Annotated in this window: 9 protein-coding genes, 1 other RNA gene and 1 pseudogene; 6 read left to right on the top strand and 5 right to left on the bottom strand. The window is 58.7% G+C overall.

Going from position 1 to position 13,637, the window contains the following annotated elements; all coding sequences use genetic code 11:
• The first annotated feature begins 17 nt into the window (after positions 1-17).
• The 5 genes from smpB (at position 18) to AU14_RS03885 (ending at position 4,353) form a co-directional block, all read left to right on the top strand.
• Positions 18-497 carry an SsrA-binding protein SmpB gene (gene smpB, locus AU14_RS03900; protein WP_041339082.1) on the top strand — a complete coding sequence of 160 codons (480 nt, stop codon included), beginning with the start codon at positions 18-20 and terminating at the stop codon, positions 495-497.
• Positions 498-638: 141 nt separating this feature from the next.
• The gene (locus tag AU14_RS03895; RefSeq protein WP_094191146.1) at positions 639-2,069 is read left to right on the top strand and encodes a WS/DGAT/MGAT family O-acyltransferase; all 1,431 of its coding nucleotides are present in this window, start codon (positions 639-641) and stop codon (positions 2,067-2,069) included.
• Between the two features lie 89 nt (positions 2,070-2,158).
• Positions 2,159-2,523: a transfer-messenger RNA gene (ssrA, locus tag AU14_RS18920) on the top strand.
• Positions 2,524-2,674: 151 nt separating this feature from the next.
• Entirely contained in the window at positions 2,675-3,271 is a 597-nt protein-coding gene (locus AU14_RS03890) for an exopolysaccharide biosynthesis protein (protein ID WP_041339079.1), read from the top strand.
• 194 nt (positions 3,272-3,465) lie between these two features.
• A complete protein-coding gene (locus AU14_RS03885) occupies positions 3,466-4,353 on the top strand; it encodes a chemotaxis protein (protein WP_041339076.1) in 888 nt (295 codons plus the stop codon).
• Here the strand turns inward: AU14_RS03885 and AU14_RS03880 are convergent, their stop codons facing one another.
• From AU14_RS03880 to mqo, 5 genes and pseudogenes are all read right to left on the bottom strand, one after another.
• Positions 4,354-5,235: an SNARE domain-containing protein gene (locus tag AU14_RS03880; protein WP_041339073.1), complete on the bottom strand. Its 882-nt coding sequence runs from the start codon at positions 5,233-5,235 to the stop codon at positions 4,354-4,356.
• Positions 5,236-5,304: 69 nt separating this feature from the next.
• The gene (locus tag AU14_RS03875; RefSeq protein ID WP_236744362.1) at positions 5,305-6,981 is read right to left on the bottom strand and encodes an acetolactate synthase large subunit; all 1,677 of its coding nucleotides are present in this window, start codon (positions 6,979-6,981) and stop codon (positions 5,305-5,307) included.
• 100 nt (positions 6,982-7,081) lie between these two features.
• A pseudogene (locus AU14_RS03870) lies at positions 7,082-9,105 on the bottom strand (hypothetical protein).
• A gap of 54 nt (positions 9,106-9,159) precedes the next feature.
• Complete coding sequence (locus AU14_RS03865) at positions 9,160-10,392, bottom strand: ATP-grasp domain-containing protein (RefSeq protein WP_041339070.1); 1,233 nt, start codon at positions 10,390-10,392, stop codon at positions 9,160-9,162.
• 155 nt (positions 10,393-10,547) lie between these two features.
• Positions 10,548-12,029 carry a malate dehydrogenase (quinone) gene (gene mqo, locus AU14_RS03860; protein WP_041339068.1) on the bottom strand — a complete coding sequence of 494 codons (1,482 nt, stop codon included), beginning with the start codon at positions 12,027-12,029 and terminating at the stop codon, positions 10,548-10,550.
• Positions 12,030-12,383: 354 nt separating this feature from the next.
• On the opposite strand from mqo, the gene nhaD reads away from it, so the two are divergent.
• On the top strand, positions 12,384-13,634 hold the full coding sequence (gene nhaD / locus AU14_RS03855) for a sodium:proton antiporter NhaD (RefSeq protein WP_041339064.1): 1,251 nt from the start codon (positions 12,384-12,386) through the stop codon (positions 13,632-13,634).
• Positions 13,635-13,637 lie beyond the last annotated feature (3 nt).

Below are 13,637 nucleotides of genomic sequence, written 5' to 3'. Positions count from 1 at the left end.
CCCGGATTAACTGATTCATGAGCAAGAAAAAGCCCGGAACGCCGAGCAGTACCATCGCCCTGAATAAAAAGGCGAAACACGAGTACCACATTGAGGAACGCTTCGAAGCCGGCCTGTCCCTGCTCGGTTGGGAAGTGAAATCCCTGCGTGCCGGTAAGGCACAGCTGGTGGACGCCTATGTGTTGCTGAAAAATGGCGAGGCCTGGTTGCTTGGGTCTCACATCATGCCGTTGAACACGGCCTCCACGCACGTGGTGGCCGATCCGACCCGCACCCGCAAGCTGCTGCTGCACGCCAAGGAAATTGCCAAGATCATTGGCAAAGTAAACCAGACCGGCCGCACCTGCATCCCGCTCGCCCTGTACTGGAAGAAGAACAAGGTGAAGTGCGAGATTGCCCTGGTGACCGGTAAGAAACAGTTCGACAAGCGGGCCACCGAGAAAGAACGCGACTGGAATCGCCAGAAGCAGCGCATTCTGCGCGACGCTAACGCCTGAAGCCCCAGCCAGACTAGCGCCCTCCATGCCTGATGCGGGCCTCAAATGGCGCATCAGGTATGTCGCATTCGCACTCTCTTTGCACAGTTTTTAATCAGGCCTATACTCGGAGGTTCCCGAGGCCTTGCAAAGGGAGTGCAAATGTCTCTCACCCCCTCGAATACCCGAACACCCATGGCGGCGGTTGATCGCGCATGGCTGCGCATGGACAGCCCGGAAAATCCGATGATGGTCTGCAGCTTGTTGGTGCTGGACCGCCCCATTTCCGTGAATCATCTCAGGCGCACGCTGGAAGAACGGCTTCTGCGCTTCCGTCAGTTTCGCCAGAGGATCGTCGACACCGGCGACCGCGCGTACTGGCAGGATGACCCGTCCTTTGATCTGGACAACCACCTACACACCGTCGCTCTGCCCGGCAAGGCCGATCAGGCCCAACTGCAAAAGCTGGTGGGCGACCTGAACAGCACCGCGCTGGATTTCCGGCGGCCACTCTGGCAACTGCACTACATCGACAATTACCAGGGCGGCAGCGCACTACTGATCCGTATTCATCACTGCATTGCCGATGGCATTTCCCTGGTGCGGGTGATGCTGTCGCTCACCGACAACACCCCGGAACCGGTGCTGCGAAAAATGGCCGTAAGCCCGAACCGGCCGGCGCCCAAACGGTCATGGCTGCAAAGCACCCTGCACCGGGCGGTGGACAACATTCAGGCCGCCACCTACCAGACCCAGCTGTTTATCCAGTCGGTTCGTGAAGATCCGAATTACCCTGCCAAACTGGCGTCCACGGCTGGCAGTGTTGCTTTCGATCTGCTCAAACTGGGGCTTGCGCCGTTCGAGCCGGAGACCGGACTGCGGCGCCCCCTGTGCGGGCGCAAACACGTCGCCTGGGCAAAATCGCTGGACCTGGACGAAGTTAAAGCCTGCGCCAAGGCCCTCGGCGGCACCGTAAACGACACCCTGATGTGTACCGCAACCGGGGCCCTCCAGCGCCACTTCGCCGCCCATCGCGAAGCGATCCCCGAGTGCGGCCTGCGGGTTGCCGTTCCGTTCAACCTGCGACCACTGAACCAGCCGATTGAAATCCTCGGCAACAAGTTCGGCCTAGTGCTGGTGAACCTGCCGGTAGAAGTTCAGGACCCATTCATGTGTTTCCGGCAGGTGCAGGAAAACATGAACCGCCTGAAGCGCTCTTACCAGGCGCAAGTCACCTACAGCCTCCTCGACCTGTTTGGCCGGGGCCCCGACGCGCTGGAGCGCCGGGCCCTGGGCTTGCTCAGCAACAAGGCCTCCGCCGTGCTGACCAACGTACCGGGCCCTATGGAGCCGCTGTACATGGCCGGCGCCAAGGTCACCCAGCCGATGTTCTGGGTGCCCCAGAGCGGCTCCATTGGCATAGGTATGAGCATCTTCAGTTATGCCGGCACCGTGCAGTTCGGCATCACCGTGGACAAGAACATTCATGCCGATCCGGACGAGATTATGGCGTACTTCCAGGAAAGCTTTGATGCCCTCAGCCATGTGGCCCTGGCTGGCCGGCGAGGTGCCATTGAACGCAAAGCGAGCTGACCGGATAAGCACAAGCACTTACCCCAAAACAGCGATGGCACGAAACAACCCTTGAAGTACGGCAAACCGGACACATATACTGTCGGTAAGGGGACGACATGGCTTCGACGCTGGTGGCGAACCCTTGAGTGCATGTCGAGATGGCAGCCAATCTCGTTAATCCAAAGCTGCAACGCAATAGTCGCAAACGACGAAAACTACGCACTAGCAGCGTAAGCTGCTAGTCGTCCTGACTGGGTCGCCCGTAGCCCAGAGCTACATCTCAGGACGTCATCGCTTACGGGATGCTCCGTTATCCAGAGCTCACTGGTTAACGGCTAAGATATAAAGAGATCGCTTCTTGCACCCTGACCTTCGGGTCGCTTGAAGTTAAATTAATAGAGGGACGCTATGCATGTAGACTCTCAAGGTTGAGTACTGGCGGACGCGGGTTCAATTCCCGCCGTCTCCACCAACTACCCAGAGAAAAGCCCCGGTTTCCGGGGCTTTTTTCGTTTCAGGGCAGACCTTTCCGTTCGCCGAAGATGGCGTCATACCGATTAAATTAATCCCAGTCATTGTATAGTTAAGGCCCCTGACCCACTCACTGCACCGGACCTTCAGCGATGGACCAGACCCAGCCGCCCGCCAACCTCACCGACGTACTCCAACGCCTACGGGAGAACACCCGGGGCCAAGACGAAATCTCCGTTGGCGACCTGTTGTCGGCGGTTGGCCAGCGCTCGTTCGGGCCGGTGGTGCTGATCGCGGGCCTGATCACCATCGCCCCGCTGATTGGTGATATTCCCGGCGTGCCGACTTTGCTGGGCTTGGTCGTGCTGCTGACGCTGGGGCAACTGCTGTTCCAGCGCCAATCGGTGTGGATTCCGAATAAACTGTCCAACCGCCGCGTGGCCCGGGAAACTCTGATCAAGGGCCTGGACTGGATGCAGAAGCCGGCCTGCTTTGTCGATCGCTGGACCCGCCCAAGGCTGACCTGGCTGGTGCGGGGGCCCGGGCAGTACCTGATGGCGGTGATTTGCATGCTGGTGGCTGCGGCCATGCCAGCCATGGAGGTGGTGCCTTTTAGCGCCAACGGTGGTGCGCTGGCGCTGATGGTGTTCGGGATGGCCATGGTGGTGGAGGATGGCGTGCTGGCCTTGCTGGGCATGGCCATCACCGGCGGTACTTTGTGGGCGGTGATGATCGGGCTCATGGGATAGCACAGGCTGCCGATAACCAACTTAACGCTGGTCACCATTTGAAACAAAGCAGTTGAACCGGACACCCGGCCAATGCTGGTATTATTACGACATACCCATGGCTTGCCTACGCTCCGTGCTCAGCGGTACTACCAGCCAATACACCAGAGAACGCCCGTACTTGCGGGCCTTCGTCGCTTCGAGGATTCGGTTGTATGCTCAGTAAAACGAAACAGGCCCAGAAATTACTGCTGTTTCGATTGTCCGGTGCGCGGTTGTTCGGGATTGGCACCCTGAAGATTCGGGAAATCCTGCCTTTCATGCGTTTGAGCAAGCTACCTCACAGTCACCACGCCGTTATTGGCACCGCGATGTTTCGTGGTTCTGCGGTGCCAGTCATAGACATGGCCGCTGCGGTGGGGAATGCCCCGCTTAACCCGGACGAACAGGCCAAGGCATCGATCATCATCACCGACATCCAGCGTCAGGAAATCGGTTTTCTGGTGCGGGGTGTGCACCAGATTATCGAGGCTGACTGGAAACACGTGATGCCGCCACCCAAGGCGCTGGGCGACCGGGCCTTCATCACCGGCCTGCTGGAGCGGGAAGGCGACATCATCCAGCTGTTGGATGTGGAGCTGTTGCTGGCGAAGGTTTATCCGGAATCCCTGCTGACCGAGGATGTGGCACTCACTGATGTTCAGAGTGAAACCCTGAAGGCGCTCAACATCCTGCTGGTGGACGATTCCCAGGTGGCTCGCAAGCAGCTGTCGGATGCACTGGACAGCAAGGGTATCTCCTACCAGGTGACCTCCAATGGCGATGAAGCTTTACAGATTCTGCTGGGCAATGACGAATTAAACAATCCCATCGACATTCTGGTCAGCGATATCGAAATGCCCGGGCTGGATGGCTACGAACTGACATTCAATCTCCGCGACAACGCAGCCGTGAAACAGCCCTACGTGATTCTCCATACCTCACTGAACAGTGAGATGAGCCTGAGCTACGCCAACCAGGTGGGCGCCAACGAGGCGCTCACCAAGTTCGATGCCAAAGAGCTGCTGCAGGCCATGTTGCGGGGTGCCGAACAGGCCCGGTAATCAGCCTTCGGCGGTCAGGCTCTCGCGCAGGTCAGCAAAGAACGCGTTGGTCTCAGCGCGAATCTCTTCCAGCTGAGCTTCCCAGTCATCTTTGTACCGGTTGTAGGTTTGCGTACTCAGTTGGGTGAATCGCTCGCCAGTCTCGGCCAGGGTGCGGCTGGCCTGAGCCAGGGTCTCCATGGTGGGTTCTTCCAGTGACTCAACCTCTTTACTCAGGCTTCGGGATGCCTGCTCCAGAATTACCCGGTCTTCAGGCGTTGCCTGCTCACCCTGCTCCAACGCTTCGTTGATCGACTCCTGCAGTTTCTCGATGGCCTGCTGCATCAGCGCACCGAAGTCCTCAACGGCATCCCGGGTCTTGCGCTCTACTTCCGCCGAGTAAGCCTCAAAGTTCCGGGCAAACTCGTTCATGCTGGCTTCAATATCGTCTGATGACGAAGCGAAGCTGCTCGACAGCTTTTCCCCCAGCTTGTTCAGTTCGCCCATGAGATTGCCGAACATTGAGGGCCGCAGGAGCGCATCCTCAGTGCGGTCATAATCCACCTGCCAGGTCTCGGCCTCTTTGATCAGAAAGGTGATCAGCTCCTGGTGCTCACCTTCCTTGCCGTATTCCGGCGGCAGCCGAGTGACCACGGTAGCTTCCCGTTCATCAATCACCACCCGGCCGTAAGACGGCTCAATGCCGGTCCAGTCTTTGCGGAAACCATCAAAGTCGTCGGGAGAGCTGAGGGTAGAGAGTTCGGCGACGGCATCGGCATCGTTTTCAGCGACGGCCTGCCAGAATGCTTCGGCCACTTGCTGGGGTGTTTCCGGTTTGCTGCAACCGGCCAACACCAACAGGGCTATGACTGCAAACAGGCATCGAAACAGGGACTGGCTCATTCAGTGGCCTCCTAATTGGCTAAATAGTTGATAGATAGCTGGCGAAATCAGGAGGCCATCATACAACGGCTAGAGCCGGCAGGTCAGGTCAGCAAGTTCCTCATCAAACACCCGCCGGTTCTCGCTGTAATCCACCGGCACGTCCACCAGGTGCACACCGCCAGCCCCCAGGGCATTCTCCAGCACCGGCCGCAAATCCTCGGTGCGAGTTACCCGGTGACCGGTGGCGCCATAGGCATCGGCATATTTGACGAAATCCGGGTTTTGGTAGTCCAGGCCGAAGTCCTGGAAACCTTCCTGGGCCTGCTTCCACTTGATCATGCCGTAGGCGCTGTCGTTGATAATCAGCACCACCAGGTTGAGGTTCAGGCGAACGGCTGTCTCCACCTCCTGGCTGTTCATCATGAAGCCACCGTCGCCACAAATCGCCATCACCTTCTGGTGCGGGTACAGCATGGCAGCCATCATGGCGCTGGGCAGGCCGGCGCCCATGGAGGCCAGGGCGTTATCGAGCAGCACGGTGTTGTTGTCGTAAGCCGGATAATTGCGCGCAAACCACAGCTTGTACATGCCGTTATCGAGGGCAATGATGCCGTCGTCCGGCATTACCGCACGCACGTCGCTGACGATGCGCTGGGGAATGATCGGGAACCGGGGATCGTCGGCGCGATTCTTCAGATGTTCATCCACTGCCGCTTTCACTTCCATGAACCAGGTGAAGTCGTGGCTGCCGCAATGGCCACAGTGCTCGGCCATGTACTCCACGCTGTTGGCTATGTCGCCCACCACCTCGTGCTGGGGGAAGTACACCGGGTCGACATCGGCACCGCTGAAGTTCACGTGGATGACCTGCTTGCCGCCGGGCTTCATGAAGAACGGCGGCTTCTCGACCACATCATGGCCCACGTTAACCACCAGGTCGGCATGGTCGATGGCGCAGTGCACGAAATCGCCCGAGGAGAGCGCGGCATTCCCGAGATACCGGGGGTGCCGCTCATCCACCACGCCCTTGCCCATCTGGGTGGTGAAGAACGGAATGTTAGTCACGTTGACCAGGTGAATCAGCGCCTGCGACACCCGTTTCCGGTTCGCCCCGGCACCGATCATGATCAGCGGGTGCTTGGCCTGGCGCAGCATGTCGCAGGCCATCTCCAGGCTTTTGATACTGGCAGAGGGGCGCCTGGCATCGCTGGGCTCGAAGATGTGAGTGTCCAAATCCGGTTGCTCGTCGGCGATGTCTTCGGGTAATTCCAGATGCACCGCACCGGGCCGTTCTTCCAACGCCAGCCGGAAGGCCTCACGCACCTTGGCGGGAATGGTGTTGGCGTTGCTTATCTGGCGGGTGTACTTGGTCAGCGGGCGCATCAGATCCACGACATCAAGGATCTGGAACAGGCCCTGCTTCGACGATTTGATCGGCTTCTGGCCCGAGATCATCATCATCGGCATGCCACCGAGCTGGGCGTAAGCGGCGGCGGTGACCAGATTGGTGGCACCCGGGCCCAGGGTGGAGAGACACACGCCAACCCGACCGGTGAGCCGTCCATAGGTGGCGGCCATGAAGCCAGCGGCCTGTTCGTGGCGGTTCAGCACCAGCTGGATATTGGATTCCCGTAGTGCTTCCAGCAGGGCAAGGTTCTCTTCCCCGGGAACCCCGAAGAGGTACCGAACCCCTTCGTTCTCCAATGCGCGGATGAACAGCTCAGCCCCGTTGCGCGCCTCCGTGGTTAGCTCGGTTGTCATCATTGTCCCTTTGTTTTTTTGCCGGTTGTTTGTTGCCGGTGTCACAGCCCTCATCTATGGCGTACGCGGGGATTACCTGAGAAGTGCACAGGAGGCGCACAAATTACTGGCCCAGCGGCGGCTGCGCCTGCAGGGCCTCGGCCGGTAACCGGTCTTCACCCCAGCTACGATGAACCCCCGCAACCACCCGGTGCAGTTCCTCGTCGCCGACATCCGCCGGTTCGCCCCGCTCTAACGGATCGTAATGGAAGATATACAGCCGGGACGTGAACTGCTCAAACGGCAGCGATGACTCACCAAACCGTTCACCGTGACCGGCGGTACAGACGCGCACTTCGTCACCCCAGTTCTGACCACTGTCATTATTGGGGTTGAAGAAATAGACCCGCATCTGGCCTTCCGGGTCCAGCGCCACCCGCAGAATGGTAATGGCGTGCCAGCCGATAAAACGGGCGGCACTGTCGGTTACGGCGACACCGGCAGGCTGGGGATGAATCAGCGGCTGATTGCCGTTGTAGTAGGGGTGATAGCTGGCGTAGAAATGCCGGATGAAACCCTCAAGATCATCGAGCTTGCCAGTGGCCACATCCACGTTTATGGCAAAACCCCGGCCGGCAGACCAGCCGTGGAATTCCGGGTTTACCCAGCGGTGCGGATCGCCTTCCCGGTCAATAACCATGCGTCCCATTTCGGCATAGATCCGGTCCAGGTGCGGCACCACCACCAGCGACACCGGATCGAGATCCAGCGTTACCTCGGAGGCGACACCACCACGGCTGTGCGCCGAGGACACCGGCTTGCCTTCGAAGTGCATGATGATTTCATTGTCCCGCGCGGCCCAGGCCACCATCTGCAACAGATAGTCAGGATCGTTGTAGGCCCACATGGACAGCGCCCGTGCCGACTGGCAGGTCGGGTTGTTGCCCTGCCCCACACCCAAAGGCTGGCCGAGCATGTTCAACACGCCCTGCACCAGCCAGGCGCCCGGCTGCGGATGATAGCCGTAGGCCAGTTGAAGGCGTTCACGAGCGTCCGGGCACAGCGACAGCCGGGCCTGGCGCCACAGTGCCGGGGCGACCGGGGGCTGGTAGAGAATGCCCCGCTCCAGCATCAACGCCATGCCATAGAGGCCCTGGGCGGTTTCCGGGTACACGCCTTCTCGAATCAGCGTGCAAACCAGCTCCCGGTAACACAGCAGGCAGTCGCGCCCGGTGCTCGACAAGCCAGGGCTTCGGTCAGCAGGGCGTCCTGGTCGTCCAGGATGAAGCGGACAAAGCTGGCGTGGTAAGGCGACACCAGACCGGTGTCGTGCATGGCGCGGGCAAAGCCCGTGGCCTCATTCTGCAAAGCCTGGGCATCCATGGATTCCAGGCGCTGCTCGTAAACGACGGTCCCCGGATCCTCGCTGCAGGCGCGCGTCGGTCCATAGAGACTGGAAATTAATCGATCGGCACCCCGGCCGGCCCCGCCCAAATCAGCGTGGGGATCGGCGCGACAGATGGCGATCTGGGTAATCATTTTACGGACATCGGAAACCTGGATCGGACGCTGCTGAAGAATGCGCCAGATTTCCTCGATCAGACTATCGATGACGTGCTCGTAGCCAATGTGGTGGGCAACGTACTGCACCAGCGATTGACTGATTTGCGACAGCTTACCCTGCTCTCGCTCCGCCTCGCCGACCATACCAAACAGCAGGCCCAGATTAATGGCCAACACCTGGGTGAGGTAATGGTGAGCCTGTTCGGCGGATACCGACGGATGCAGGTAAAAGCCCCTGGCAACCGCCAGCAAACGCAGTTCGCTGAAAGCCTCGATAACCACCGTGTCGGCGTTCTGGCTCTGCAGCGAATACGTGGTGAGGGTAGGGAGAAGAGTGCCGGGTTCGGCCCAGTCAGTGCCCAGATACACGCCCGCCAGTTCCAGACGCTCCGCGCGCTCTTCGATAATTCGGCAGCCTTCCGGCTGCATCAATACCCGACGGGCAATATCGAACACGCGCGGGAGTTTGCCGGCCTTGGCAAAAGGCCGGCTTTCCTCCAGTACCTGGATTGCGTCATCCAGTTTTTGCACCAGCTTGTCGAAGTTGACGACTGGCACTGCGCTGCCCGGTTGGTGATCGTTCAAACGACGTTCCTCAGGGCCTGCACCAAACCCGTTTGTAGTTAATGCTTCTCCGGATTATACATAGAAATCGAGTTCTTCCTGATGTTTCAGCAGATCCCGCATGGTGTAAGGATCATCACCGAAGAAATACACCAGACCCCAGTGGGTGCCGAAGGCAGTCCGCTTGGTCACGGTTTCTTCCAGCGGCGGCGTCAGCTCGTGCGACTCGAAATACTCGTGGTTTTCGGTCTCCTCTGGAATCTCCAGCTTGCTGACCACCCGGCGACGCGGGTAAACACCGAAGCAACCGGCGTAGCCCTTGGCATCGACCACTTCTTTCGGGAAGAACGCTTTGATTTCTTCGGCCGTGGTCTTCGGATCGAAGGACAGAATCAGACCCTGGTAGGCGTTGAAGCCGTAAGCCCGCTCCAGCAGTTCAAATACCTTGAAGCCCGGCGGCCGGTATGCCACCTCACCAAAGTACATGGTGCTGTCACTGGTCACGAAGTATTCCGGGTGAATAAAGCCGAAATCGATGTCGAACGTTTTGATCAGCTTCTCGATTTCGCCCCGGATCTGGTCACGGTACTTCTCAAGGTCCGGTGTCGCCGGCACGAACACGGAGTAACCCAGGGTGACGTACTCGGAGATGTTCAGGAATGCAATCTTGCCGTTGTGAATCCAGGCTTCAACCGCAAACTCCCAGCCATCGAGGTGTGATTCCATCAACACCGGAAATTCTTCTTCCGGAATGGTGTCGACTTCATCAGGGGTACGAATAACCCGGTGGCCAAGGCAACCCGCCTTATCAAAGGCTTTGAGGTGAATCGGGTCGTTGGGGTCACCGTCCAGCTTAAGCAGGGTCTGGTTGACCCGCTTCAGGAAGCGGATAACGTCGCCTCTATCGTGGGCCTCTTCGAAGATGCCGACACGGATACCACCGAGCTGGGCCCGGCGCTTCATCAGGGCCTTGTCACGCAGGAGCATGGCCTGGCCAAACAGGCGCGGCTTGTCCATGAGCACAGAGTTGATGGCACCTGCCCATTCGACGGTTTCTTCAAACAGCGGGATGGCCACGTCAACGCCCATGTCTTGCAGGGTCTGGGCGATTTCGACCGAGCGATCATTCAAACGCTCGAAGTTCCAGGGCACGTAGGGAATATCGTGCTCTTTGCAATATGCCTCCGCCCAGTCTGGAGCGACGACCACATAGCGTCGGTCAAACTTGTCTGCGGCCTCAACGGCACTCAGACTCCAACCGAGGAGTGCTACATACCCCTTGTCCGGATTGTACTTTTGCTCGCTCATAGGCTCTCTCCTTTGCGTGGGGTGTTCTCTAACACTACGCTTTACTTGGGAAATCGCAAATCAGACCACCTTTGAAGCGCACAAAAACAAAGGGGCCGCTGGTTTGTATTCCAGCGGCCCCAGTGTCTGAGCGGTTTTAATACTGTTTGGGTATATCAGCCCAGTTTTAAGGTCGTAAGCGTTCTCTCACGCACTTTGGTCAGCAATTGCTCATCTTCGACCAGCGACTGGCCATAAGACGGCACCAACTGGCGCATCCGCTCTTGCCATTCGGCCGACTTCAGGCTCTCCGGGAAACAACGCTCCAGAACCGTCAGCATGGCGTTGGCCGCGGTGGATGCGCCCGGTGAGGCGCCCAGCAAAGCCGCCAGCGTACCGTCTTTGGCCGCTACGATTTCAGTACCGAATTCCAGCTTGCCACCGCCGCCATCAACCTGCTTGATGATCTGCACGCGCTGGCCGGCCATTTTCAGCTCCCAGTCTTCCTCACGGGCATCCGGGAAGAAATTGCGCAGCGAGGCAACCCGATCGCTGTGAGACTGGAACACTTCGCCAATCAGGTAGCGGGTCAGATCCATGTTGCTCTTGCTCACCGACAGCATGGGGCGCAGGTTGGTGGGCTTGACCGAGCCGAACAGATCGAACAGCGAGCCCTGCTTCAGGAAGCGCGTGGTGAAACCGGCGAAGGGCCCGAACAGCAAGGCCGGTTCGCCATTGATGATCCGGGTATCCAGGTGCGGAACCGACATCGGCGGCGCACCGATGGGCGCCTTACCGTATACCTTGGAATGATGCTGCTCCACGATGTCCGGCTTGCGGCACACCAGCCACTGGCCACTGACCGGGAAGCCGCCGTAACCGCACGCTTCATCAATACCGGATTTCTGCAGCATGGGCAGAGCACCACCACCGGCACCGAGGAAGACAAAGCCGGCTTCCAGCTTGGTCAGCTCGCCGGTTTTCTGATTGCGCACCCGAACTTTCCAGCGGCCGTTGTCACGCTGGTCGATGTAGTGCACCGGGCTGCTAAGCATCAGCTCGAAGTTGGGCTGGCTTTGCAGGTATTCCACCATGCTCCGGGTCAGGGACCCGAAGTCGACATCGGCCCCGTGCTTGATCCGGGTAGCGGCAACCCGCTCCATCGGATCCCGGTGCTTGACCACCAGGGGCATCCATTCTTCCAGATCGTCCGGGGACTCAGTGTACTCCATCTCGCGGAACAGGTGATGGGCGCTCAGGCGCTCGAACCGGCGCTTGAGGAAAGCCACATCCTTTTCGCCCCAGACAAAGCTCTGGTGCGGGGTGCGATTGATGAAGGTTTTGGGGTCGGGCAGCATGCCCTGCTCCACCAGATACGACCAGAATTGAAGCGACACTTCGAACTGGGCGTTGATCTTGAGAGCCCGATCGATGGCCACATCGCCGTCGTCGGTTTCCGGGGTGTAGTTCAGCTCACAGTACCCGGCGTGGCCGGTACCTGCGTTGTTCCATCCGTCCGTGCTCTCATGGGCAACGTGATCAAGACGTTCCACCATGACGATGTCCAGGGACGGATCGAGCTGCCTGAGCATCATGCCGAGGGTGGCGCTCATGACGCCACCGCCGACCAGCACTACGTCTGCCTGTCTAACGGCCATTGCTTTATACCCTAACTAGTATTGAGCCTGTGTACTCTCCCACGATCAGCAGGAAAGCCTGTCGAAAGCCGACCGGGCGCTTGGTATAAGGCGCCGCTGTATGCTTTCGGATGTAAACGTGGCGCAATTATCCCGATTTTTACGGGAAGAATAAATTGCGATTGTCATTCGATGCGCTTCGCACAGGCCTTTGCCCATACTGACGCCACCGACCTTTACTACCTAAAGGCAGTGGATCGCTACTACCTAAGGGCAGTGGCCCGCTCCCAGCCGAGGGTCTAAACTCCCGCCTCAAACACGTCGGTTCAGGCTAATCGCGGCCTGTTTACCCCTATATCGAGACGGGACGCACCCATGTCTGCCCTAGAAGCTGTTCTGATCGGTCTTGCTGTTCTCGCGCTGCTCGGCGTTATTTTCGAAGAAGTTACGCACGTCAACAAAGCCAAGGTGACGCTGTTTTTTGGCACCCTAAGCTGGATTCTTCTGTTTCTTACGAGCAAAAGCGAGGGTGAGACTTCCGCGATTTCGACCGGTTTAGCCGAGAGTATTGCCGAGATTGCGGGTCTTTGGCTGTTCCTGGTCGCGGCCATGACATTCGTCGCTTACCTGAACAAGAAAGGGATGATCGAAAACCTGATTTATCTGATCATGCCGAAGCAGGTCAGCGAGCGGAAGCTGTTATTTTTAACCGGACTGTTCTGTTTTATCTTCTCCTCTTTGGCAGACAATATCACCGCTACGTTAGTCTCATGCTCGCTCATCCTGTCGCTCGACCTGGAGCTGAAAAAGCGCCTGCAGTTCGTCACGCTGGTGGTGTTTGCGGTCAACTCCGGCGGCGTCTCCCTGATCACCGGCGACGTCACTACCCTGATGATATTCCTCGCTGACAAGGTGGAAATACTCACCCTGCTGACACTCGCCATCCCCGCTTCCATCACCGTATTCGTTCTGGCGGTGTTCCTGTCTCGGGGCCTGACCGGAACGGTCACCCTGCGTGCGACCAAGAACGAGATCCGCCCCGTGGATGCGGTGATCAGTGCACTGTTCTTGTTAACAATCCTGTGTACCATCGCCGGCAATGCCGTGTACGGGGTTCCGCCGGTGCTGACCTTCCTGTTCGGGCTGTCGGTCATGTTCCTGATATCCAGGTTCATGAGTGACGACTCCGACCTGGACCCGATTCTCGAGTACATCCGTATCATCGAGTTTGAAACCCTGCTGTTCTTCCTCGGCATCCTGTTGCTGGTGGGCATGCTCAAGGAAATTCACGCGCTCGACTCCCTGGTTGCCATCTACGATGTGCTGCCACCGCTGTATGCCAATTACCTGATGGGCATTTTCTCGGCGGTGATCGACAACGTGCCGCTAACGGCCGCGCTGTTGAAGGCTGGTATCGGGATGACGCCGGGCGAGTGGATGGGCCTGACCTACGCCGTGGGCGTGGGTGGTTCGCTGCTAATTATCGGCTCGGCGGCTGGCATTGTCGCCATGACCAAGATTCCGGGGCTGACCTTTGGGGCCTACATGCGGTATCTTGCGCACCTCCTGGCCGCCTACACCTTGGGGTATGCCGGTGTGTTCATGCTCGGACGTTTTATTAACTGAGGT

Origin of the sequence: Marinobacter similis, assembly GCF_000830985.1 — a bacterium.
Lineage (GTDB): Bacteria > Pseudomonadota > Gammaproteobacteria > Pseudomonadales > Oleiphilaceae > Marinobacter > Marinobacter similis.
Note: the sequence above shows the minus strand (reverse complement) of the source record. Positions and strands in the feature narration are given on the sequence as shown.

Excerpts from the sequence above, each read along its gene's own strand:
- smpB (WP_041339082.1), top strand. The coding sequence starts at position 18 with ATGAGCAAGAAAAAGCCCGGAACGCCGAGCAGTACCATCGCCCTGAAT.
- AU14_RS03895 (WP_094191146.1), top strand. The coding sequence starts at position 639 with ATGTCTCTCACCCCCTCGAATACCCGAACACCCATGGCGGCGGTTGAT.
- AU14_RS03890 (WP_041339079.1), top strand. The coding sequence starts at position 2,675 with ATGGACCAGACCCAGCCGCCCGCCAACCTCACCGACGTACTCCAACGC.
- AU14_RS03885 (WP_041339076.1), top strand. The coding sequence starts at position 3,466 with ATGCTCAGTAAAACGAAACAGGCCCAGAAATTACTGCTGTTTCGATTG.
- AU14_RS03880 (WP_041339073.1), bottom strand. The coding sequence starts at position 5,235 with ATGAGCCAGTCCCTGTTTCGATGCCTGTTTGCAGTCATAGCCCTGTTG.
- AU14_RS03875 (WP_236744362.1), bottom strand. The coding sequence starts at position 6,981 with ATGATGACAACCGAGCTAACCACGGAGGCGCGCAACGGGGCTGAGCTG.
- AU14_RS03865 (WP_041339070.1), bottom strand. The coding sequence starts at position 10,392 with ATGAGCGAGCAAAAGTACAATCCGGACAAGGGGTATGTAGCACTCCTC.
- mqo (WP_041339068.1), bottom strand. The coding sequence starts at position 12,029 with ATGGCCGTTAGACAGGCAGACGTAGTGCTGGTCGGCGGTGGCGTCATG.
- nhaD (WP_041339064.1), top strand. The coding sequence starts at position 12,384 with ATGTCTGCCCTAGAAGCTGTTCTGATCGGTCTTGCTGTTCTCGCGCTG.